At 68.9% G+C, this 22,803-nt stretch carries 12 protein-coding genes and 2 tRNA genes; 4 read left to right on the top strand and 10 right to left on the bottom strand.

The features are described 5' to 3' along the window. Nucleotides 1–21: 21 nt before the first annotated feature. The 5 genes from KOE53_RS02330 to KOE53_RS02350 form a co-directional block, all read right to left on the bottom strand. Nucleotides 22–2,445, bottom strand: coding sequence for a CDP-glycerol glycerophosphotransferase family protein (locus tag KOE53_RS02330; protein ID WP_188057215.1), 2,424 nt, complete (start codon nucleotides 2,443–2,445; stop codon nucleotides 22–24). Nucleotides 2,446–2,470: 25 nt separating this feature from the next. Further along, a complete protein-coding gene (locus tag KOE53_RS02335; protein ID WP_241095370.1) occupies nucleotides 2,471–3,889 on the bottom strand; it encodes a S1C family serine protease in 1,419 nt (472 codons plus the stop codon). A gap of 117 nt (nucleotides 3,890–4,006) precedes the next feature. Continuing rightward, nucleotides 4,007–5,176 carry an ATP-binding protein gene (locus KOE53_RS02340; RefSeq protein WP_188057216.1) on the bottom strand — a complete coding sequence of 390 codons (1,170 nt, stop codon included), beginning with the start codon at nucleotides 5,174–5,176 and terminating at the stop codon, nucleotides 4,007–4,009. Between the two features lie 105 nt (nucleotides 5,177–5,281). Beyond that, nucleotides 5,282–5,902: a DUF308 domain-containing protein gene (locus KOE53_RS02345; RefSeq protein ID WP_188057217.1), complete on the bottom strand. Its 621-nt coding sequence runs from the start codon at nucleotides 5,900–5,902 to the stop codon at nucleotides 5,282–5,284. Between the two features lie 50 nt (nucleotides 5,903–5,952). Then, a complete protein-coding gene (locus tag KOE53_RS02350; protein WP_188057218.1) occupies nucleotides 5,953–7,923 on the bottom strand; it encodes a hypothetical protein in 1,971 nt (656 codons plus the stop codon). A gap of 170 nt (nucleotides 7,924–8,093) precedes the next feature. Between KOE53_RS02350 and KOE53_RS02355 the strand changes: the two genes are divergently transcribed. Further along, nucleotides 8,094–8,167: transfer RNA gene (locus KOE53_RS02355), tRNA-Met, on the top strand. A 146-nt stretch (nucleotides 8,168–8,313) separates the two neighbouring features. Continuing rightward, nucleotides 8,314–8,387: transfer RNA gene (locus KOE53_RS02360), tRNA-Met, on the top strand. A 211-nt stretch (nucleotides 8,388–8,598) separates the two neighbouring features. Here the strand turns inward: KOE53_RS02360 and KOE53_RS02365 are convergent. Together KOE53_RS02365 and KOE53_RS02370 are read right to left on the bottom strand one after the other, a co-directional pair. Continuing rightward, nucleotides 8,599–11,508: a UPF0182 family membrane protein gene (locus tag KOE53_RS02365; RefSeq protein ID WP_188057219.1), complete on the bottom strand. Its 2,910-nt coding sequence runs from the start codon at nucleotides 11,506–11,508 to the stop codon at nucleotides 8,599–8,601. A gap of 35 nt (nucleotides 11,509–11,543) precedes the next feature. Beyond that, nucleotides 11,544–12,668, bottom strand: a complete 1,125-nt coding sequence (locus KOE53_RS02370) for a YlbL family protein (protein WP_188057220.1) — start codon at nucleotides 12,666–12,668, stop codon at nucleotides 11,544–11,546. A gap of 194 nt (nucleotides 12,669–12,862) precedes the next feature. On the opposite strand from KOE53_RS02370, the gene KOE53_RS02375 reads away from it, so the two are divergent. Next, entirely contained in the window at nucleotides 12,863–14,326 is a 1,464-nt protein-coding gene (locus KOE53_RS02375; protein ID WP_188057221.1) for a zinc-dependent metalloprotease, read from the top strand. A gap of 1,012 nt (nucleotides 14,327–15,338) precedes the next feature. Here KOE53_RS02375 and KOE53_RS02380 read toward each other — a convergent pair. Together KOE53_RS02380 and nudC are read right to left on the bottom strand one after the other, a co-directional pair. Continuing rightward, nucleotides 15,339–17,021 (bottom strand): ATP-dependent helicase, encoded by a 1,683-nt coding sequence (locus KOE53_RS02380; RefSeq protein ID WP_241095371.1) that lies wholly within the window; start codon nucleotides 17,019–17,021, stop codon nucleotides 15,339–15,341. Continuing rightward, a complete protein-coding gene (nudC, locus tag KOE53_RS02385; RefSeq protein WP_188057222.1) occupies nucleotides 17,011–18,003 on the bottom strand; it encodes an NAD(+) diphosphatase in 993 nt (330 codons plus the stop codon). The genes KOE53_RS02380 and nudC overlap by 11 nt, the downstream gene beginning before the upstream one ends. 65 nt (nucleotides 18,004–18,068) lie before the next feature. On the opposite strand from nudC, the gene KOE53_RS02390 reads away from it, so the two are divergent. Further along, a complete protein-coding gene (locus KOE53_RS02390) occupies nucleotides 18,069–19,316 on the top strand; it encodes a phosphotransferase (RefSeq protein ID WP_188057223.1) in 1,248 nt (415 codons plus the stop codon). A gap of 27 nt (nucleotides 19,317–19,343) precedes the next feature. On the opposite strand, the gene KOE53_RS02395 is transcribed toward KOE53_RS02390, so the two are convergent. Beyond that, nucleotides 19,344–22,802 carry an ATP-dependent DNA helicase gene (locus tag KOE53_RS02395; RefSeq protein WP_188057327.1) on the bottom strand — a complete coding sequence of 1,153 codons (3,459 nt, stop codon included), beginning with the start codon at nucleotides 22,800–22,802 and terminating at the stop codon, nucleotides 19,344–19,346. Between the last annotated feature and the right edge of the window lies 1 nt (nucleotide 22,803).

Raw genomic sequence — 22,803 nt, forward strand, 5'->3', positions numbered from 1 at the left:
TCCGCGCGAGCGTCGAACGGGCTAGTGTGCGGCCGGCAGGATCCCGCGACGTTCCAGCTCGCGCACCACTCGTTCCGCGGCGTGCCCGTCGTCGTGCGGGTTGAATTTCTCGCGCCAGAGCGATGCTCGCGGAGCCGATTCCCGCACCCACTGCGCCTGATCACCATCGGCCGCGAGCTCCGTGGCCAGGCGCACCACGTCGGAGCGCTGGGTGACGAGCGGACCCGGGGCGGTCCCCGTGAAGTCAAAGGTGAAACCGCGTTCGGTGTCGCGGTACGCCGCGAGGTCGGGCACGAGGAACACGAGTGGTACCCGGGCGACGCTCGCGTCAAACATGATCGACGAATAGTCGGTGACGAGCAGGTCTGCCGCCAGGATCACGTCGTTCACGTCAGGATGCCGCGACGCGTCCACGACGCCCGCGTAGCTGCCGAAGGCGTGCGTGCGGGTGTGCCCTCGCGCCACGACGACCCAGTCGGGGCCGAGTTCCTCGGCCAGCCGTGCGACGTCGAGCTCGTCCACGAGAGACGTGCCCGCATCACGCCACGTCGGCGCATAGGCGAGCACCCGCGCGGCAGGATCCACGCCGAGCGCCTCGCGCGCCGCACGGACCACGGCGGGGTCTCGCCGCAACTCGGTGTACGCGCCTGCCCCCGGCGCCTCGCTCAGGAGCGAGCGGGCAAGCCGGTCGTCCCGCGGGTACCCGGTTTCAAGGATCGTCCCGCGAAAGGCGTAGCTCCTTCGGAACTGGCTGCTGGAATGGGGGTTCTGCGAGAGCATGATGCTCCACCGGCGACTTTCCCGGCGGATCGCGAGATTCGTGCGCAGTGACACTCCGGGACGGCCAAGTGCCAGGTGTTTCAGCATGGTGCCGTGCCAGGTCTGCAGGACGGTTTGGCCGCGGCGGCGTGAGAACCCGTGACGCAGCCAATCATTGACGACCAAGAGACTCGCCTCGCCGCGCGCGCGATGCCACTGGGGTGATCCCTCTACGACCGCGGTCGCACCCTCGGGGACCGCCTGATCGGGGCTCGTGACGCTCCAGAAGCGCCGCGCGCCGGGGTGACGACGCGCGATCTCCCCATCGATCGCGAGCGGGTTGCAGCTGACCTGACGGCCGTAGAAGCTCTCGAAGAACACCGTGGGGGTGGAGGGAGCCGCCGCCAGCGATACGACGTTGGAACCAGGCTGCCGCAGCGCCGCAAGCACCCGCGCGGCCGCACCTCCCTGCGGGAAGGCATGGAACCGGTGCGCGAGCGCGCTCGCCTGCGCCACGCTCTCCTCGTGCGCATCTCCCGCGGGAAGGGCGGCTTCGAGTCGCGCGAGCGTCTCTGCCCACGTCCGGGCGACGGCGCCACCGCTCGTGAGCTCGAGGGGCTCGTACAGCCCCCGTGTCGCCTCATACTGCTCGAGGTCCGGCGCGAACCAGACGATCGGGCGCTCGAGCAAGGCGAAGTCGATCGCGATCGAGGAATAGTCGGTGATCACCGCATCGAATGCGCCCAAGTGCGGGGTGACGTCGCGCGCCTGGTCGGAGCCAAACTCGTGCACGCGCTCGCCGAGCACCGAGGCATAGGCCCCCGCGCCGAGCGGGTGCGAACGAAGCATGAGGCGCGCGTTCGCGCGTTCAGCCCAGGCGTGGATCGCCGCGGCCTCGGTGGCGCTCGGCACGGCCGGGTCGGGGGCGCCATCGCGCCAGGTCGGCGCGTAGAGCACGAGCCGTTCCCGCGCGATGGCCGCGTCCGCGGTCACGGACCGCTCAGCGGGCAGCCCGAGCACGGCGCGCACCGCATCACGAGCCGCGCGCGCCCGGGCAGGATCCTGCGCCTGCATCGCGAGCGCGTCGTCCCGCGGGTCGCCGAGCACGCGCACGCGCTCGGGAGAGATCCTGAATGCCGAGACGATGCGCGCCGCCGCAGTTTCCGAGCCGACGACAAACAGCGTGATCCGATCGGAACCCACGCGGTACATGCGCCGCAGCAGTGCGCGCAGCGGCCGGGGCCCTCGCACCTCGGTCGTGACGGCTGAGTCGAGGTGCAGACGCTTGAGCGGCGCGCCGTGCCAGAGCTGCACGACGCGGGCCCCAAAGAGACCGAACCGGTTTGCGTCGCCCAAGCCGTGCGTCACGACGACCGTGCGCGCGCGGAGCGTCTCCCAAAACCCGCGCCAGCCGGCCCGGAGCACCGGCTCGAAACCGGCGGCCCGGGCGCGCCCCGCCTCCGCCTCGTTCGCGACGAGCCAGCGAATGCGCGCGTCCGGGTCTTCCCGTCGAAGCTCGTCCGCGAGCGCGAGCGCACCCTCGCCGACGCCCGCACCGCTGCCAAACACCCAGCGGTCCGCAGCGCGCGGCACCAACCAGGACACCGGGATGGACAGCACGTACTTCGGCAACGCACACAGCTTCGCCAGGTTTCCCTGAGCGAAGCTGAATGCGGCGTCGGCCACGCGGCCTCCTTAGAACGAGTGAGACCTACAGCGTACCGAGGGTCACGGTCGTCTCGGCAGGAACGCCGTCCCGGACGTAGCCGAGCGTGATCTTGCTGCCCCCGGCGTGCGAGCGCACGAGCGCCGACAGCGAGGTGCCGTCGTCGATCGCACGGCCATCGACCGAGGTGACCACGTCGCCGGAGCGAAGGCCCGCCTTCTCGGCAGCGCCGCCCGGAACGATCTCACCGAGGAGCGCACCTGCAACAGTCGCGTTCGGGTCGTTCTCGGCGTCCATCACGGTCGTGCCGAGCAGGCCGTGCGAGGGAACCTCACCCGCGATGATCGCGTCGGAGACGCGCTTGGCGAGGTTCGACGGAATCGCGAAGCCGAGGCCGTCGCTGCCCGCAACGCCGGAGCTCGACGAGGGGGAAGCGATCGCGACGTTGATGCCGATGAGCTCGCCCTTGCTGTTCAGCAATGCGCCACCCGAGTTGCCAGGGTTGATCGAGGCATCGGTCTGGATGACCCCGAGGGTCACCTGGCCGCCGCCCGTCGACTGGGGCTGCTCGTTCGGGTTCGGCACGTCGAAGCGGAAGTCCCACGGGTTTTCCGGCGTCTCCTCGGGGGCCTGCCCCGGGTTCTGCGGAACCAGCGGGCTGCCGACCGAGATACCGCGGTTGAGCGCGCTCACGACGCCGCTGGTGACGGTATCCGCCAGATTCAGCGGCGCGCCGATCGCGACGGCAAGATCGCCGATGTTGATCTTGTCCGAATCTGCCCATTCAATTGCGGGCAGGTCGGTCGCGTCGACCTTGACGACGGCGAGGTCGGCGTAGGGGTCAACGCCCACGACCTCGGCCTGCAGCAGGCGTCCATCGCTGAGCTGCACGCGGACGGACTGGTCGGTGGCGCTGCCATCGACCGTCACGACGTGCGCATTCGACAGAATGTAGCCGTCCTCGGAAATGATGACGCCAGATCCGGTGCCCGAGGCGCTCGCCGAGTTCACCTCGAGCGTGACCACCGACGGCATGGCCTTCGCCGCGACCGCGGTGATCTCGGTCACGCTGCCCGGGTTGGCGATCTTGACCGTGCCGCTTCCGCTGCTCACAGGAGCCGGAGTCTGGTTCGACGCGATGAGCGCGGCCGTGCCGCCACCCACGATTCCGCCGAGCAGGGCGCCGATCGCGAGGCCCGCCACGAGCATGCCCGCGCCGCGGCCACCCGATTTCTCCGCGGGAGCGACTGGGGCGCCGAGGCCGAAGGCGTTGGTCTCAGGCGTCGCCTGCTGCGGCAGGGTGTGCTGCGGAAGCGTGTGCTGCTGGTCCGCAATCTGTGGAGCCTGCTGGGCGTACGCAGGCTGGGCCGCGGGCGGCGCGTATGCCGGCGGCACGGGAACGACCGGCTCCGGGGCGCCGCCCTGTGCCGGATCGATGTTCGTGGGATCAGAAGGTGAAGTCACGTGTATGCCCTTTCTCGTTACTGATGAGTCTGCCCGTTGAATCTATGAATCGCATTTGCTATACCTGGACACCCGCTGCAGACCTTGACGAATGCCCGGAGCGCCCGAGCGGTGCCGCTAGTCCAGCCCGAGCTCAGGCGGGGAGGGAAAGCCCTCGTGCTCACGGGTGCCGTCACTCGCCGCGTCAGCCACGACGTGTTCCCGCAAGAACTCCCGCAGATACGGGAGCGTGATGGTGACCTTGCCATAGCCCGCCGGGGCAATCACCCCAGCCTCGATCAGGCGCTGCCGATACATCGCCGCGTACCCCGAAGCGACATTTCCCATGCGGCGCCGGACGTCCTGCATCCGGCTGGCCTGGTCGTCGTGCACCATCGCGGCAAGAAAGCCACGGTCCGTTGCCGACAGCCCTGAAAGCGACGGCTCAAGAATGAAGCTTCCCATCGAGCGTCGAGCACGGCGATACGCATGTTCGACGTCTTCGATCAGCACCGCGGGCGCGGCGGGATGGCGGCGCCAGGCAATGTCGCCAATCTGCTGCACGAGGAACGGATAGCCCTGCGAGGCGCGCACCATATAGTCCAGGACCTCGGGGCTGACCTGACGACCCGCGTCTCGAATGGGCGTGCGAAACGCCTCGAGTGTTTCTTGCGGCGTCAGCAGCCCGAGCGACACGGGTGCGCACCGGCGCAAGAAAGTCGCCGAGCTCGAGGACAGGAGCCCCCGCACCTCGCCCTGCACCCCGGCCCCAATGAACGCCACTTCGCAATCGGCGCGCACCAGATGCTGGTACTCCGCGGCGAAGCGCTCGATCGTGCTCAGCGCCGCCTTGTTCACCTCATCCAGGGTGAATAAGAGCCCACCGGTGCCTTCAAGCAGCGCACAGACCTGTTCGCACATGGCCCGGAACGACGGAGCCTCGGTGCGACCGTCTGTGTACTCAATACCGATACTGCCGAGCCCTGCGAGCCCGAGTGAGGTCACCCGGAATGAGTTCTTGGGGTCGAGTGCATTCAGGATCTTGGGGAGATGCACGCCGGTGACCCGGTCAAAGAAGTCCTGCGTGGCCGTTTCAGAGATGACGACCCAACCCCGCGAGCGGGCGAGGTCCTCGGCGTGATTCAGCAGCACCGTCTTGCCCACGCCGCGCAGGCCCGTCAGCAGCATGCCGCGTTCCTGTGGCCACTGGCCGAGTTCGAGCCCGTCCTCGAGCTGGTTGAGGGCAGCCTCACGCCCGGCGAGATACGGTGGGTTCTTTCCAAACCCTGGGCGGAACGGGCTGTCCATGTCACTCCTCACGTCGTGACACCAGCATAGCCGATCTGTTTATATCCTTTATAGGTTCACAGGGATTTATAGGCTTTATATCTGCCGGCTCGGACAGCGGCCTGCTCAGCCTCGTTCGCGCTGCGGCGGGAGGAGCGTGATCGTCTCGCGACTCACGCGGCGCAGCCCAATGGCCCACACGACGACCCCGATACCCAGCAGGATCGAGCCGAACCCGATCAGCCACAGGAGCGCCAGCGCCACCGCGGAGGGGTTCAGCGCAGTCGCCACTGCCAGCGCCGCGGCAAGCCCGGCAATGACGGCCCCGACGACGCCCAGCACCCCGAAGCCGCCGCCGGCCCGCTTGATGGATAGCGCGAATCGGAACATGGCGATGCCCGCAAACAGCCCGACGACGACCGCTCCCCAAATGACGAACAGGCTCAACACCGTCCAGGTGACCAGGCCCGGCAGCAACAGCGCCACGGCGCCGACGATGATGGCGAACACGCCCTGGCCAGTGAACCAGCCACTGCGCTGCAGCTTGCGCCGCTCGATCGCTGTAGTGATCACCGTCACGACGCCGTCAAAGATGAGAAAGAGCCCCAGCATGGTGATGAGGGCCTCAACGGCGGTGCGCGTAAACCCGACAGCGAGCACGCCAAACACGATCATCAGGAGGCCGCGCATGAGCAGCAGACCCCAGAGCCGACCGAGGTCGGCGCCGAGCGGACGTGAGGAACTCATCTGCAGACTCAATGTAATGGCCCCTTCGTGTCAGCTTGGTGCCCCACACTCTACTGCTCCGGGCTTGAGGCGCGCGCCGAGCCGCGACGGGCGAACCTCCGCCGTGCCGGCAGCGAGAGTCCAGCGGACAGCACAAGGACACCGCCCAGCGTCGCCAGCCACCCCGCCCAGCCCGGCACGGCCCCTCCCCCTGCGCCCGTCACCGCGAGCCCGAGGCTCACACGCGGGACAGGCGGAGACGCGTGGACCGTCTCGGACGGAATGCCGTAGTCGTCGCACCAGACTCGCACGAGCGGACGCTCACCCTCGACGGCGGTTCCTGCCGGATCCGTGCACCAGCGCACGGTGTACCAGCCGGCTCGGTCCGGGAGATCAATCACGACCTCGGCGCGTTCCCCCGGACCCGTCAGCTCCGCGCGGAGCGTCATCACCGCCGCAGCGCCGCCGGGGGCCTCGGCCGCCCGGACCGGACGCGTCTCGCTCCAATACACCGTCCCCACAAGCGGGACTGCCACGCGCGCGCGTTCCCATTCGGCCCACGGCCCATCAGTCGGCTCGCCGACAATGACGTCCACGACCGAAGCGCCAGGGTGCACCTGCGCGTCCGAGAGGGTGGTGTCGAAGCGCACCCCCACCGGAGCGAATTGCGTCTCCGAGCGGAGCCCGAAGGCGTCGGCGTAGCGATATCCGGCGGGGAGGCCCGCTGCGCTGCGCGCGTCGTCCTGGTCACTCGCGTCGATACCGCAGACCGACACGTAGTAGCCGCCACCACTGGGCGTCAACGCATACTCGAACGAGGCGACCTCGGCCAGCGGGTCGCCCGAGGACCCGCCCACCTGCACACGCACCGGTGCGGTAGCCAGCGGGGCATCTGCCGGAACATCCGCCGACTCTTTCGGCGGCGCCTCGAACGGGCCATAGGCATGACACACCAGCGTCATCGGCAGCGTGGACCCGTCGGTGAATCGACGCCAGGGCGCGCTGCCGTGTGCGAGAGACAGGCTCACAGTGTCGGCGAGCGGCTCACCCTCGGCCAGGATCCTGCTGGGAACCTGGGTCGAAAAGCGCGGCGAAAAGACGAGCGAGTGCGCCTCGCTCGCGCGCAACTGCCACCGGAAATCCGATTCGACGGGGCCGACCGCGGCGACATCTTGCAGCGCAGGGGCGCTCTGCCAGACCCGCAGCGCCGGCCCGGCGGAACCTCCGGGGAGCGTGAGCTCGGCCGACACGGTCACCTCGGCTGAACCGATTTCCGCGTCGCTCGGTGTCAGACGATAGGGAAGGCGCACATCGCCGACAATGGCGGCCGTGGTCACGGGACTGGGACTGGCCCCGGGGCTGGCCGCGCCACCGAACTGCGCCCCCGTCACCGTCATCGTGCCGCTTGCGCCGAGCGGGACGCCCGAGACAGCGATCTCTCCCCGCATCGCGTCCGCAGGGTCAGGGACCACCTGCACCGAGCCCGCGGGCGCCGGAGCCACATATCGGTAGTCATCCATCAGCCTGCTCAGGCGCTGGGCCTCGGCTACCACACGGCCACGCACCGTGGCGTCGGGGATAGCCGCGATGAAGAATCGATGATCCACCCGAAATGGGTCACCCTCTCCCGGGTGACGCAGCCAGATTGCCACTCCGACTGCGGCGGCCTGCTCATTGGTGACCCGTTGGCCGTGCGCGCCGATGAGCCAGTTCACCCGCGCCACCTCTTCGGGGCTCCAGCCCGCATACTGAGTGACCACTGTGCTCTGGTGCGCGGGATCACTCGCAAGCGTGGGCGGCTCCTGACCCCACTCGAGGCAGTACGCGAGCGAACCGTCGGGTGCGCGGTACGCCCCGACTATCGAGAGCCGGAAGTCGTGCGGGATCCGAAAGCCGGGACCCTCGAGAAGCTGCGCCGAGGCAGGCGAGTTGCCCTGGAGCCCGGGCAGGGGCGAGACCAGCAGCGCCCCGCACAGGGCGAGCACAGCGCAAACCATTGCCGCGGCAGAGAGTAGCGGGCGCGAGCGGGTGATTGCAGTCATGTCAATCCTTCCTCGACGGAAGGTCCGTCAGACTCGAAAGATTGCGCCGTTTCCGCGGCCGCCGTCCCCGTTATCCACAGCCGCCATCCGGATCGACACGCCCGGTTCCCGCGCAAATGACCCCTCGATTCGACCGCCGAAGGGATCGCGTGGTAGATTTTCTCTTGTGCCGCGGGGTGGAGCAGTTCGGTAGCTCGCCGGGCTCATAACCCGGAGGTCGTAGGTTCAAATCCTGCCCCCGCAACGAGATATCGCGGTCACACAGTACGGCCCCTGTCACAGACAGGGGCCGTACTGTTTTCCGTTTGCGTCTGGCAGACACCAGGAACACGCCCACCCAGGCGGCCAAATGGATTTGCGGCCGAGAGCCCCGTAGACTCTCTCTTGTGCCGCGGGGTGGAGCAGTTCGGTAGCTCGCCGGGCTCATAACCCGGAGGTCGTAGGTTCAAATCCTGCCCCCGCAACGAGATATCGCGGCAAAACAGTACGGCCCCTGTCAGTGACAGGGGCCGTACTGTTTTGTGTGCGGACGACCACCGATGAGGCGGCCACGCCCAGGGCGGCCACGCAGCCTGTGAACGGCAGAGCGACACGGACACTCTCGGACCCCCACAGACGCAGGCAGGCCCCCACCGAGTCGGTGAGGGCCTGCCTGTGGTTCGAGCCGCGCGGCCGCTACTGCGCCGCGAGCGCCGCCGTGATGGCTGCTCTGAGGCGAGCGTCCGCCTCGCCAAAGGCCGTCCAGTCCCCCGCCTTCATCGCGGCGTCACGGTCCGACAGGGCGGTCTTCATGAGCGCGAGCGCCTCCTGCAGCGCCGGCGAGTCGGTCGAGCCACCAGCAGCAGTATCGTCCGGCGTCGCCGGGGTCTCCCCGCCATCGGTCGGCTCATCCGGTGTCACCGGCACGATCGTGTCGCCCGCCGCAGCACCCGAGTCGCCGCCGAACAGCTCGTCGAGCGCGAGGTCCAGCGTGTCCTCGAAGGCGATCTTCTCGCCGAACGACACGAGCACCTTCTGCAGGATCGGGAAGCTCGTGCCCGTCTTCGCCTTCACGTATACGGGCTGCACGTAGAGCAGTCCGCCACCGACTGGCAGGGTCAGCAGGTTGCCACTGATGACCTCGGTGCTGCCCTGACTCAGGAGGTTGAGCTCCTTCGACACGGTCGGGTCGGTCGTGAAGCTGTTCTGCACCTGGCCGGGGCCGGGCACCGTGTTGCCCTTCGGCAGCGTCAACAGCTTCAGGGTGCCGTAATCCTTCGAGACCTTTCCGGCTACATTCCCCGCGTTCGAGTCCGCGGCAAGGTAGCCGGTGAGGATGTCTCGCGACTCCGCACTCGCGTCCTTCGGAATGTACGTCGAGTAGATCGAGAAGGTCGGGTCTGCTTTCAGCCCGGCCGCCAGCGTCAGGTAGTACGGGGGCTGCGCAAGCGCCGCCTCGCCAGCGGTCTTGCCCGACACGGGATCGCTCGGCGTGCGCCAAGCGTCCTCGCGGGAATAGAACGAGCCGGCATCGGTGACGTGGTACTCACCGAGAATCTCGCGCTGCACCTTGAACAGGTCACCCGGGTAGCGGACGTGGCTCATGAGCTGGGCGCTCATGTCCGAGATCGGCTTCAACGTGGTCGGGAAGACGTTCTGCCAGGCCGTCAGCACCGGATCAGTGGTGTCCCAGGCGTACAGCGAGATCGAGCCGTCGTAGGCATCGACCGTCGCCTTCACGGAGTTGCGGATGTAGTTGATGTCGTTGCGGGCCAGCGAGGTGCGCGGGTTGTCCGAGTCGACGATTGAATCGTTCATGTCGGTGACCTTCGAGTACGGGTACTCGGACGACGTCGTGTACCCGTCGACGATCCAGACGATGCGCCCGTCCACCACCGAGGCGTAGGGGGTCTTGTCGATCGTCAGATACGGCGCAACCTTCTGCACACGATCGACAGGATCGCGGTCGTACAGGATCTGGGAGCCCTCGCTCACGGCGCCCGAGAGCAGGATCTCCATCGACTGGAACTTCAGCGCGTACACGAGCTTGTGGAAGAGCCCCTCGAGTACCGGTCCGCCGTCGCCGGTGAACGTCGTCATGTTCTGCTTCGACTCGTCACCCGTGTCATCGGCCGGGTAATCGATCTCGATGGGCTTCTTCGTCTCGCCTCCGACGATCGAGTACTCGGGCGAGTTCTCGCCGAAGTAGACGCGCGGCTCAAACTCGCCAAGCTTCCCGCTCGTGGGGATCCCGCTTTCCAAGAACACCGGCTGACCGTCAACTGCGCGCTGGTTGCCATAGGCGGCGACGAGGCCGTAGCCGTGCGTGTAGACGAGCGTGCGGTTGTACCAGCCGGTCTGATCCGTGATGTTAATGTCGCGGACGGCGGAGACCGTGTCCTCAATCTTGCCGTCGATCTCGTAGCGATCGACGTTGAGCGAGCTCGGGAACTTGTAGTACTGGCGAATCTGCTCGAGCTGCGAGAAGGTCGGCGAGACGATCGCGGGGTCGAGGATACGGATGTTCGCGGTCGCCACCGCGTCGTTGCGCAGCGCGCCGGGCGTGGCGTCGGTGACCGCGTCGTAGCGTTCGACCTCGACGTCGGCGAGGCCGTAGGCGTCGCGCGTCGCGTCGATATTGCGCGAGATGTACTCGGACTCGAGGCTCTTCTCGTCGGGGTCGACCTGGAAGCGCTGCACGGCCCAGGGGTACCCGACGCCGATCACAAGGCTTGCCACGATGAGCAGCGCGGTGCCGGCGACGGGCAGGCGCCACTTGCCGGTGAACGCGGTAATGATGAAGAGGATCGCGACGATCGCCGCGATGCCAGCGAGGATTTCCTTACCGGGGATGACCGCGTGCACCTCGGTGAAGGCGGCACCCGTGAGGATGCCCTCCTGGTTCGTTACGGTGCGGTACTGGTCAAGCCAGAGGCTCCCGGCCTGCAACAGGAGGTACAGCGCCGCGATGACGGCGGTCTGGATCCTGGTGGACTTGGAGACGCGGACGTCGCGACCGTTGAAGGAAATGCCGCCGTACAGGTAGCTCGTGCCGACCGACGCGATCAGCGAAATCAGCAGGATCGCAGACGCGAAGGCCACGATGCTCTGGAGCACGGGGAGGTCAAACAGGAAGAACGACAGGTCGAGACCGAACTCGGCGTCCACCTTGCCGGTCCCCTCGCGGTTCAGCCACAACAGCACCTGCGGCCACTGGGCCGCCGCCGCGATACCGGCGAAGAAGCCGAAGGCCGCGGGCAGCAGGTACTTGACGACCCGACGCAGCGGCTCGATCATCTCCTGGTAGCGGTCAAGCTGGGCCGTGAGGCGCGCGTACACCGGGCGGGTGCGGTACGCAATATCGATCGCCAGGAAGACGGGGACGGCCATCGCGAGGAACCCGATGGCGAACATCACCACAGCGGCGATCCATTGCGTCGCGAATACCTCGAGGTAGCCGACCTGCTGGTACCAGAACACATCGCTCATCAGGCTGGCGATGGCCAAGAAGCCACCCACCAGCAGCACCACCAACACGATGGTGATCGCGAGCGGCGATGGTCTACGCCGTACAGGGGTCGAATCGGCGGTGGTCGTTTCGGTCACTGAAGCCCTCTTCTGAGTCTTTGAACGGGGTTTTACTACCCTAGCCGTGCATCCCCTGATGATTCGATGGGGCAGCGCTCCAAACCTGCGGGCACACGGCCGGCGTTCAGGTCATCGATCGCCTGCAACGCCTCGTCGAGGGTAGCGACCGGGGCCACGATCATGTCGCCGGGCACCGTCGCCGGCACCTGCGCGCAGTTCCCGAGCGGCATGAGGAAGAGTTCGGTACCGACGCGCGAGGCGCCCCACATCTTTTGCGGCAGCCCGCCGATTGCGCCCACCCGGCCAGTGTCGTCAATGGTGCCGGTGCCGCTAATGATGTGTCCGCCGGTGAGGCTCTCCTCCGTGAGCTCGTCCCCGATACCCAGGGCGAACATCAGGCCTGCGCTCGGGCCGCCGATCCGGTCGAGATGCATCGTGACGTCGACCGGGAATTCGTATTCCGCGCTGACGGTGATCCCCAGGATCGGCGCGGTCGCACCCTTCGGCTGCTCGGGCGTGGCGGTCACGTCCCGTTGCTCGTCATCCCTCAGGATCCCGAGGGTCACGGGGGTCCCCGCCCCCGCGTCGGCGAGCGCGGCCCGCAGCCCCCCGGCCCCGGTGATGGGGGCGCCGGCCACGCTGAGAATCTCGTCTCCCGGCTGCAGCAACCCGTCGGCGGGCAGGTCCGCCACGACGTCCTGAATCACGACGCGCGCAGTGAAGTCGATCCCCAGCGCGCGGAGTGCGGAGGCGGTCGCGTCCGCTTGGGACTTCTCCATCATCAGCTTGTTCTGCTCGTTCCGGTCCTCGGACGTCACGCCCTCGGGGAATACCTCGGAGATGGGCTTGGCAGTCTGGGACGGATCGAACAGCACCGGCAGCAGCGATAGCCAACCCAACTGGTTTTCCGGGCTGCCGTTGATCGAGACCGTCAGAAGGTTGAGTTCACCGTCGGTCGGGTGGGTCTGCACACCGTCGATCGAGATCACCGGGGTGGCCTCGCCGTCGAGCTCAATTTCGCCGAGCGTGTCGACGACCGGCCCGGGTCGCTCAATCACCATCTGGGACGGGACCGTCCACCCGAGTATCAGCACGATCGACAGGATCGCCACCCAGATCATGCCCCGCGATGCGCGGGGGCTCGTGGGCGGCTGAATGGCGGGCAGTTGCTGCGGCATCGGTGCTTTCTCTGGGTTCGTCGGGGCGTCCGGACCGGGCAGGAGCCTCGCTGTTCGCACTGGGCGCAACCAAATCGTGCTCGGGCGGTCAATCTACCAGCGGATTCTGGAGGAGGTCGGGGTAGCGTAATTTCTACCACCAGCGATGGCCTCAGCCCTTCGAGCTTCGGTGGCGATGCGGGAGGCAAGCACAGATGACGAACGACAATCGCGACGAGCGGCCCGAAGACGGACCTGAGGACGCGGCCGAGGAGCTGCAGAAAATGCTGCGCGAGCTCCTTTCAGGCGGCGGGCCCTCCGGGATCGATCCGGCCCAGCTCGCCCGCGCAGCTGGCCTCCCCGGCGACTCCGCTGCGCTACAGGGTCTCTTCTCTACCTTGCAGCGGGCCATGCAGCAGAGCGGCGACGGCATCGATTGGTCGGTCGCCCGCCGCACCGCCATCGATACGGTGAGCGCCGCGCCCTCATCCCCCGCGGATGCGAACGACGTGCTGCGCGCCTTCCCCGTCGCCTCACTGTGGCTCGACGAGGTGACCGACATGGGCGCCTCCCCCGACGCCCCCCGCGCGCTCTCGCGCATCGAGTGGGTGCAGCAGTCAATCGACACCTGGACCGAACTCGCCGAGCCGGTCGCCAACTCCATCAGCAACGCGCTCACCGAAGCGATGTCGACGCAGCTGCCCGAGGAGATGCGCGCGGCGATGCAGGGCGCCGAGGCGATGTTGCGCAACGTCGGCGGTGCGCTCTTCGCGATGCAGCTCGGCACGGTCATCGGCAAGCTCGCGACCGAAGTCGTCTCCGCGGGCGACGTCGGTGTCCCACTCTTGCACGGCCCGGGTCGCGAGGGCGGAGCGCTCTTGCCCGTCAACGTCGCCGCGTTCGCCGAGGGCCTCGACCAGGACGCCGAGGAGGTGCGGCTCGCGCTCGCGGTCCGCGAACTCGCCCACGCCCGCCTCTTCCGTCACGCGAAGTGGCTGCGGCTGCACCTCATCACGGCCATCACCGACTACGCGCGCGGCATCCGCATCGACACCGAGCGCATTGGCGAGCTCGCCGCAGATCTCGACCCGCAGCACCCCGAGCAGATCCAGGAGATGCTCTCCAATGGCTCGCTGATCCCACCGAAGTCCCCGCAGCAGGAGGCGGCGCACTCGCGCCTCGAGACGATGCTCGCGCTCGTCGAGGGCTGGGTCGACGTCGTCACCGAGAACGCCACTTCGCGCCTTCCCGGCTCGACCGCCATCGCCGAGATGGTGCGCCGTCGGCGCGCCGCCGGGGGGCCCGCAGAGCACGCCTTCTCGACCCTGGTCGGCCTCGAGCTTCGCCCGCGGCGCCTCCGCGAGGCAGCCGCGATGTGGCGCGGACTCGAGAACCTGGGCGGCGCCGAGGCGCGGGACTCGCTTTGGGCGCACCCCGACCTCCTGCCCACCGCCGAGGAGATCACTGACCCGGCGCTGTTGTTTGCCCGCCTCGGGCTCGCCGGATCACCCGCCGAGCCCGAGGAAGACGAGTTCGATCGCGCGCTCGCCGAGCTGCTCGGCGATGCGCCCCGGCCCGTCGAGGGCGTCGACGGCGGCATCATCGCGGACGCTCCGGAGACCACTGGTGAGACCGAGGATCCGGAGCTCCCGGGCGAGCCGGACACCCCGCGCCCCTAGGGGTTCGGTGCGGCGCTCGGCGGAGCCTCCCTCACAGGGGTCTCGTCGAGCGCACACGGCCGTCTTTCTGTGGATAACTCCTCCGCGGGTCGCGAAGGTCGCACACTGGGGCAATGAACACCCCCATGCCGCTCGCACTTTCCGCCGACCTCCCCCTCGTCTGGGAGTCGCCAGACCGGTTGCGGATCGGGGTGGCCCGTCCCATCGCGCGCCTGGACGGGCTCTCGCCCGCCGAGCAACGATTCCTTTCCGTGCTCACTGCCGGCGTTTCCGAAGACCGCCTCGCTGAGGTCACGAAACGATGCGGGTTGACCCACGCACGACGCACCGCGCTGCTCGCACGTATCGCGGACGCGCTGGGGCCGCCGCCGCCGGGCTCATGGCCGCGGCCCACACCTCCGCTGCGTGTCTGCATCGCGGCGGGCGAAGGCTCGGTTGATTCCGCGTGGGCTCGCGTGTTCGCCGCTGCCCTCGGCTCGACTGGGCCGCACTGTGCGATCGCGGCAACCGTCGACGCGGTGACGGACGCGGACTTCCTCGTGCTCCCGGAACGCTACGCCGCTCCCCGCGCGCAGCTCGGGCCGTGGTTGAGCCTCGGCCTCCCGACACTCTCCATTCGACTGCGCGACCGGTCGGTGCTCCTCGGCCCGCTTCTCGGGGCGAATGGCGCGCCCTGCCTGGACTGTTGCAATCAGGCGGAGCTGGCACGGGATCCGGCCTGGGCAGTCATCACCGCCCAGGTATCGGGAACGCGACCTCCGAGCGAGACGACCAGTGTCGCGCTCGCGCTCGCCGCCCACGTCGCCGCACTATTGGAGGCCCAAGCGGGGCGCGTCGCGGCTGCGCCGTCGAGCGTGCCGTTGGCGCCGACTTCTGCCGGCGGCTGGGACACGCTGGGCGCTCAGCTCGAGCTTCCCGTGCACCAGGGACTGCCGCGTCACGGCGGTGAACACCGCCAGGTGCCCCGCCGTGCGGAGTGCGCGTGTGCGACGCTCGAGGCGCTTGAACCGGACTACGCCGCGGCGGGTACTCCGATGCCGGCGGCCGCCAGGAAGCGGGATGGGGTGCGTCGCGCCCGCCCGCCCGCGGCTGAGCCCGAGAGCCGCAGCTCGTCGCGGGCGCGCGTGAGCGCCACGTAAGCCAGACGGCGCTCCTCGTCGATCGCATCGTCGCCGACGGCGTAAGAAATCGGCAGGATCCCCTCGCTCATCCCGATCACGTGCACGAGCGACCACTCGAGACCCTTCGCGGCGTGGATCGCGCTGAGCGTGACGGCCTCGAGCGTCGGCTCGTGATGCGCGCGCTGGCGCTCGAGGAGGTCGGTGCTGAAGTCAGCAACGCTGATGCCCTCTGGCGCGTCATCGACCAGCGTCAGCAGCGCGCCCAGCGCCTCCCAGCGCTCGCGCTGCGCAGGCCCCGTCGGAGGCTGCGCCGTCCACCCGAGCTCGCGGATGACGTCGCTGACCACCTGAAAGAGCGGTCGCCCGTCCGGCGCGAACGACTGCGCTCGGATCGCCATGACCGCGCTCTTGACGTCCGCCCGGTCGAAGTAGCGCTTCGCCCCGTGCACTCGGCTACTGATGCCACGCGAGTTCAGCGCCTGCTCGATGCGCGCGGACTGAGCGTTGGTCCGCGAGAGCACCGCGATCTCCGATGCCGGCAGGCCGCCCTGAATGCGGGCGCGGATGGCGTCCGCAACCGCGTTCGCCTCACTCGACTCGTCGGGAAACCACTCGAAGCTCGGATCGGACGCCGCTTCCTGCCGCATGGCTCGGAGGGTGAGCGCCCCCGGCTGGCCATGCATCAGGCGGTTCGCAGTGCGCACGATCGGTTCCGTGGAGCGGTAGTTCCGTTCCAGCCGAAACTCGTGCGCACCCGGGTGCTCGCTCGCAAAGCGCAGCAGCGACCGGCTCGAGGCACCGGCAAACGAGTAAATGGTCTGGCTCGCGTCGCCGACCACGCAGACCTCGTCGCGTTCACCGAGCCACACCGACAGCAGGGCGTGCTGGAGCGGCGAAACGTCCTGGTACTCGTCCACGGTGAAGAATCGGTACTGCTCGCGCACTTGCTGTGAGACGCGCGGCTCCGACTCCAACATGCCAGTGACGAGCACCAGCACGTCCTCGAAGTCGATCTCGCGCCGCTCCTCTTTGAACTTCTCGTACGCGCGATGCATTTCGAGCATCTGTTCCGGTGTGACCGCATCGGGCAGCGGTCGCTCGGCCAGCATGCCGGCGTAGCTGTCGAGGCTCAGCATCGAGACCTTGCGCCACTCGATCTCTGCGGCGACATCGCGCAGCGCCTCGCGGTCAAGCCGCAATCGCATCGCCTCGGCAGCTTGCGCGAGCGTCGCGCTCTTGCTCGGGAGCACGCGCGGGGCGAGGCCGCCGACCACCTGCGGCCAGAAGAACCCGAGCTGCGACAGCGCCGCGCCGTGGAACGTCCGCGCCCGCACGCCGCCCGCGCCGAGCGCACGCAGCCGGGTCTGCAGTTCGCCCGCCGCCTTACGCGTGAACGTCACGGCGAGCACGCGTTCGGGGGCGTACGCGCCACAGGCGACGCCGTGGGCAATGCGGTGGGTGATGGTGCGAGTCTTTCCGGTGCCGGCACCCGCGAGTACGACGACCGGTCCGCGCAGGGTCACCGCGACTGCACGCTGTTCCTCGTCGAGGGCGTCGAGCAGCTCAGACTCCACGCTCGGCACCCCCCGCACGGCCGACCTCCGCGTCGTCGCCCTGGGCGATCCAGCTGTCGATAATCCAGCGCGCGATCGAGCCCTCGCGCGGCAGCTTCAGGCCGTCCGCCGGGCTTCTCAGCTCGTCGCGCGAGAACCAACGCAGCTCTGCGATCTCGGTCGGGTCTGGCGAGAGCGCGGCAGGATCCTGCCCGGCCGCCAAGCCCGCGAGGTAGCCGAGCATCAGGGAGCGGGGGAAAGGCCAGGGCTGCGAACCCAGATAGTCCAGCCGGTCGATGCGCACGCCCGACTCCTCGGCGACCTCGCGGCGCGCAGCCTGTTCCGCGGACTCGCCGGCCTCGACAAACCCCGCGAGGAGCGAGAAGCGGCCCGCTTCCCAGAGCAGGTTCGAGCCGAGCAGCGCGCGATTTTCATGCACGACCAGGACGATCACAGCCGGGTCGGTCCGCGGAAAGTGTTCGACGCCCGTCACGGGTTCGACGCGAGCCCAGCCGCCCTGCGCGGTCTGGGTTTCCGAGCCGTCGCGGGGAGAGAAAGCGGCCGACGCGTGCCAGTGCTGCAGCGCGACCGCCATGGCCACGAGTTCGGCCTCATCGGGAGACAGCGCCACCCCCGCGGCCCGCGCGGGGACCCACTCGCGGGTCGTCGCGTCGCGGTCGGCCGTCCCGCCTGTCCCAGCCGAGTCGCCTGTCCCACCCGAGCCGCCTGTGCCGTCTGTCCCGTCTGTGCCGTCGACGTCCGTGGCGAAGATGGGCGCCCCTGCGAACCGTCCGAGATACCAGTGCGCCGTGCTCCGCGGGCCGGCAATGGGCAGGAGTGCGAGCGCGCCGTCCTGCAGCGGCAGCGTGGTGCCGCGCAGTTCGAGCAGCCGCGCACCCGGCTCGGCCCAGGCCCGCTCAAGTGCGGCATCGTCCATCCGGGTGGCCGCGTCGCGGTCGATTCCGCCGCGAGCCAGCGGCGGGATGCGTGAGTAGTCCCTCATCGACTCCTCCTCCCGTGCGCGTGGCGTACCCTCGACGTCCAGCGCTCTTGCCTACGCTAGACGCCATGGCCAGCACTCCACTCACTCTAGCCGCGCTCGCCACGTCGGCGGTCCCAGACCTCGCCGTGCACGGAGCCTCCGGGGTCGCCGCAGGGCCGAGCGGGTCCTTTCTCTCCGCGCTCCTCGAGTCTGATCGCGGCCGCCTGATCGTGCGCGTTCCGCGCACCGCCACCGCCGAGGCGGAGCAGTCGGGCGAGTTGCTCGGGCGTTCGGCGTTGACCGCCGGCACGCGCGCCCAGCTACCATTCGCCGTGCCCGAAACCCTCGGGCTGACCCGAGCGGGCGAGAGCCGCGCGGTCGTGTCCACCTTCCTCGTGGGTGAGCATTTCTCGGTCTCGGACCTGGCTGACGATTCGCTGCTGCTGCAGCCGATCGCCGAGGCCATCAGCGCGATCCATCGTCTCCCTCCCTCGACCGTTCAGCAGGCCGGGCTCGCGAGCCGCACCGCCGCCGAGGCCCGCGCCGCGAGCGCACGTCTCGTCGAACGCGCCGAAGCGACGCGCATGCTGCCGTCGACGGTCGCGGCGCGGTGGGCCGAGGTGCTGCAGGCCGCCGAGCTCTGGGAGTTCGCCCCGACCGTCGTACACGGTTCGCTCGACGATACGCAGTTGCTCGTCTCGGACGACCAGGTCGTGGGAGTGCTCGGCTGGTCCGAGCTCCACATCAGCGACCCGGCCGATGATTTCGCCTGGCTCGCCGGCGCGGAAACCGGTGTGCTCTGCGCGGTCGTCGCCCGCTACGCGGCGCTGGGTGACAGCGCCGACGGCGAACGCCTCCTCGCACGCGCGGCCTTCGCGCACGAGCTCGACGTCGCCCGCTGGCTGCTGCACGGCGTCGAGCAGCACGACACGGGCATCGTCAATGATGCGGTCGCGATGCTTGATCGCCTGGTCGACCAGCTCCCGTCGCTCTCGCAGCCCTTGCTCCCCCATTCCGTACTCGATGTCGCACAGGTCGACGACCTGCTTGACGACACCCCACGCGTCGACGAGCGCGTGCACGACACGTCGGCGTCCGACGTGTTCGACGACGAGCGCGTGTTCTTCGCCGACACCGACTTCATCGAGCCCGTCGAGCGCCGCACCGACGCTGAAACCGACCTCGACGAGACCGGGGTGGTCGACGAGCTCTCCGAAGCCGGGGTCACCGACGAGGCCGAGCGGGACACTCCGTTTGACCCGCTGGCGACGGCTCCGCTCGAGCCGTTCGACTTTGGGGAGCTCGAAGATGGCCCGGACGGAAACTCCCGCTAGGCCGACTTTCTCGACGTCGCCCGAGCGCTATCGCTCGTTCCAGAGCCGCTCGAGCTCCTCGACTCCGCGCGGGTGTTCGCCTTGCAGCTCGATCCCCTCGGCGACGTAGAACAGAGTGACATCGATGCGGCCCGCGTCGATCCCGGTGTGCGCCGCGTACGCGTGGCGATACAGGTCGAGCTGCAGGAATCGGCTAGCCTTTTCCGCCTGGTCGCGGGGCGCGCGTCCGGCCTTCCAGTCAACAATCTCGAAGCGCGCGTCGTCGCCCTCCCCCTGCTGGTAGACCGCGTCGAGTTTGCATACGAGCCTCGATCCGGCGAACGGGATCGACACTTCCTGCTCGACCGCGATCGGCATCAGCTCGGCCCACCGCGACGCCTCGAAGTGCGCGACCATCGGGGCGAGCGCCTCGGCATCGTCCGCAAACCGGTCATCGAACGACGCCTCGACCTCGGCCTCGAGCTGATCGTCGAACTCATCCGCGCGCCGGTCCTCAAGATCGACATCCCACGCAAAGAGGGCCCGGGCGGTGCCGCGCGCGGTCGTCGCGCGGCGCTCGACCCACTCGTGGAAGCGGTTGCCCACGCGGGTCTGGCGGAAGGGGCGCTCCGGCATCGGGCGCAGCCTCCGGCGCTCGGCGGCTGCGGGGTCGGCAATGATCTCGTGGAACAGCGAGGCATTGATGCGCTCCCCCGGTAGCAGCTCGGTACGCCCGGGGCGGGCCACCGCGGCGGCGTCCGCGTCTCGCTCGGCAAGCAGCAGGCGCACCGTCGGATCGAGCGGCGGGGCGGAATCGCCTGCGCCGCTTTCCCCAGCGACCGCATCGATGGACTCGCGCACGCGTTCGGCAGCGGCGAGCACCTTCTCCCGTCGCCGACCCAGCGGGTCGAGCGGCCACTGCAGCGTGAGCTCGGCACGCGCGCTCGGGTCCTCGTCATATTGCGAAGCCTCCGGCGGCGCGGTGATGATGCCTGCCTCGCCGAGTTCGCTCAGCACGATCGACGGGCCGCGCTGGCCCTTCTGCCCGCCCCAATACGACCCGGTGAGCAGGAGCCGATCCCGTGCCCGAGTGAGCGCCACGTAGGCGAGTCGCCGCTCGTCTGCGGCGTGCCGCTCGGCGAGCTCTGCCTTGTACGCGGCGATGTCGTTCTTCAATTCTTGCTGCGTCGCGGCAATCCGCCAGTTCAGTGCTGGTCTCGACGCGGCGTCTCCCCGCAGCTCGTCGGGGAGCTGTCCGACCCGCAACCAACCAGTGCCCTCGCGCGGCTTCGACGGAAACTCGCCGGCCACAAGGCGCGGGATCGCGACCAGGTCCCATTCGAGGCCCTTCGAACTGTGCACCGTGATGAGCTGGACGGTGCCCGGTTCGGGCTCGGGGACGTGTTCGGCGTGCGCGTCGTCGCCGATTGCACGATCGAGCCAGGCCAGTAGTGCCGGCAGACTGCCGGATTCGTCGGTCGACACGAACCCCTCAATGAGTTCGTGGAACGCCTCGAGATTCGCGCGGGCCGTCGCCGACCCGGCGTGACTCGCGCGCTCGTTGACCTCGAGTTCGATGTCGAGGCGGAGGGCATGCTCAATCTGGCGGACGAGCTCGGGCAGACTCGCGCCGACCCCGCGCCGGAGCTCGGCAAGCATCGTCCCAGCGTCGCGCAGCCGTTCTCGTCCCACCTCGCTGATCGAACGCATCGCCGTGTGCGAATCAGGCAGCCGCGGGATCTCGTCGAGCGCGTCGAGCAGCGTCGTGCGACGGTCGGGGTCGGGCAATACCCCGTCGGGCGCGAGATCCTCGTCGCTCAGCTGCTGCTGCGAGGCGTCGCGCCTTGAGAACCATCGCATCGTGTCGCGAAGGCCCGACAGGTCGGCGACCCCGATCCTGAAGCGCGGGCCCGCAAGCAATCTGATCAGGGGCCCACCAGCGTCGGCCGACCAGATACAGCGCAGCGCGGCAACCACGTCAGTGATCTCGGGGGTGGTGAGCAGGCCGCCGAGCCCGACGATCTGGTTTGGCACCCCGAGCTCGGTGAGCGCTGCCGAGAACGCCGCCATGGGCCGGCGATTACGCATCAGAACCGCGGCCGTCGGCAGGGACCCAGTGCGGGCGAGGTGTTCGTCCCGGGCATCGCGCATCCAGACGGCAAGCTCCGCCCGCTCGTCGTGCACCGTCTCGGGATAGCGCACCTCGATGGTTCCCGCGGGGGCGCCGGGGCGCGGCGACAGAACGGGCACCGCGATCGGGGACTCGGCCGCTAGTGGACCCGCTACCACGTTCGCGGCGTCCAAGACCGCCGCGGCGTTTCGCCAGCTCGTCGACAGGCTCAGGGTGACGGACTCCTGCGCCGCGCCACCGCCCGAGCCGCCGGAGCCGCCCGAGCCTGCCGGGCCTCGGAAATCGCGGTGAAACTGCGGCAGGTTCTCGCTCGAGGCGCCGCGCCAGCCGTAGATGGATTGGTGCGGGTCGCCCACGGCCATCACGGTCTCGCCGGCGAAGAGCTTCGCGAGTAGGCGGGTCTGCCCGACGGAGGTGTCTTGCACCTCGTCGAGCAGCACAACGGGGCTGCGACGCCGTATCGACGCGGCGGCCTGTGGGGAACGCTCCACCACGTCGAGCGCGAGCGCGACCTGGTCCGAGAACTCGAGCCAGCCACGGCGCTGTTTCTCTGCGGCATAGCTCGCGGCGAGGCGCGAGATCAGCGCGGTTCCGCCGATCGCATCGACCGCCTTCACGATGTCGGCGTACTGCTTGCCACTCGGCTGTCCTTTTCGCACCTCGGCTTCGTTATAGGGCAGTGTGAGGACTCGAGCGAACTCCTCACCGACCAGGTCGACGCGCCCAAAAGACGAGAGGTGCTCGTGCACCGAGCGATCCAGCTGCAGGACGAGCTCGGTGAGGCGGCCGAGCGAGAGCTCGGACTCGGGCAGCGCCGTGTCTGCACTGGTGCGCACGACCTCGCGGGCGAGACGCCAGGCGCTCGCGTCGTCGAGCAACACGGCGTCCGCCGCAACGCCCGCGCTCGCGCCGAACTCCTGCACAATTCCCGAGGCGAACGCGTTGTACGTGCTCACTTGTGGAAGGTCGAGGCCATCCGCGAGCGCGTCGATGAGCGCGGGCGCCCGCTCCGCCTCGGCTGCGCTGAGCGCGCCCCCGGCACGCGCCGCGTCGAGCTCCTCCGCGAAGGTGATGAGCCGCAGCCGCACGCGCTCGGCGAGCTCGCTCGCGGCTTTCCGCGTGAAGGTCAGGCCGAGCACCCCGTCCGGTGGCACGAGCCCGTTCGCCACGAGCCAGACGACTCGGTTTGCCATCGTCTCGGTCTTGCCGCTGCCGGCCCCGGCAACGACGAGTGCGCTGCCACCAATGGGGTGTTCGATCACGCGTTGCTGTTCGGGCGTGGGTACTCGGGCCTCGCCGCCGGGGCCCGCCAATAGCTGGGCGATGCGCGGTGCGCTGAACGGCGTGGTGATCTCGCTCACTCCTTCGGTCGGCATG

Source organism: Leucobacter sp. CX87 (genome assembly GCF_018682295.1).
Classification (GTDB): Bacteria; Actinomycetota; Actinomycetes; order Actinomycetales; family Microbacteriaceae; genus Cx-87.

Coding starts and splice junctions, on each gene's coding strand:
- KOE53_RS02390 (WP_188057223.1), top strand. CDS start 18,069: ATGGCCAGCACTCCACTCACTCTAGCCGCGCTCGCCACGTCGGCGGTC.
- KOE53_RS02340 (WP_188057216.1), bottom strand. CDS start 5,176: ATGGACAGCCCGTTCCGCCCAGGGTTTGGAAAGAACCCACCGTATCTC.
- KOE53_RS02395 (WP_188057327.1), bottom strand. CDS start 22,802: ATGCCGACCGAAGGAGTGAGCGAGATCACCACGCCGTTCAGCGCACCG.
- KOE53_RS02345 (WP_188057217.1), bottom strand. CDS start 5,902: ATGAGTTCCTCACGTCCGCTCGGCGCCGACCTCGGTCGGCTCTGGGGT.
- nudC (WP_188057222.1), bottom strand. CDS start 18,003: ATGAGGGACTACTCACGCATCCCGCCGCTGGCTCGCGGCGGAATCGAC.
- KOE53_RS02375 (WP_188057221.1), top strand. CDS start 12,863: ATGACGAACGACAATCGCGACGAGCGGCCCGAAGACGGACCTGAGGAC.
- KOE53_RS02370 (WP_188057220.1), bottom strand. CDS start 12,668: ATGCCGCAGCAACTGCCCGCCATTCAGCCGCCCACGAGCCCCCGCGCA.
- KOE53_RS02350 (WP_188057218.1), bottom strand. CDS start 7,923: ATGACTGCAATCACCCGCTCGCGCCCGCTACTCTCTGCCGCGGCAATG.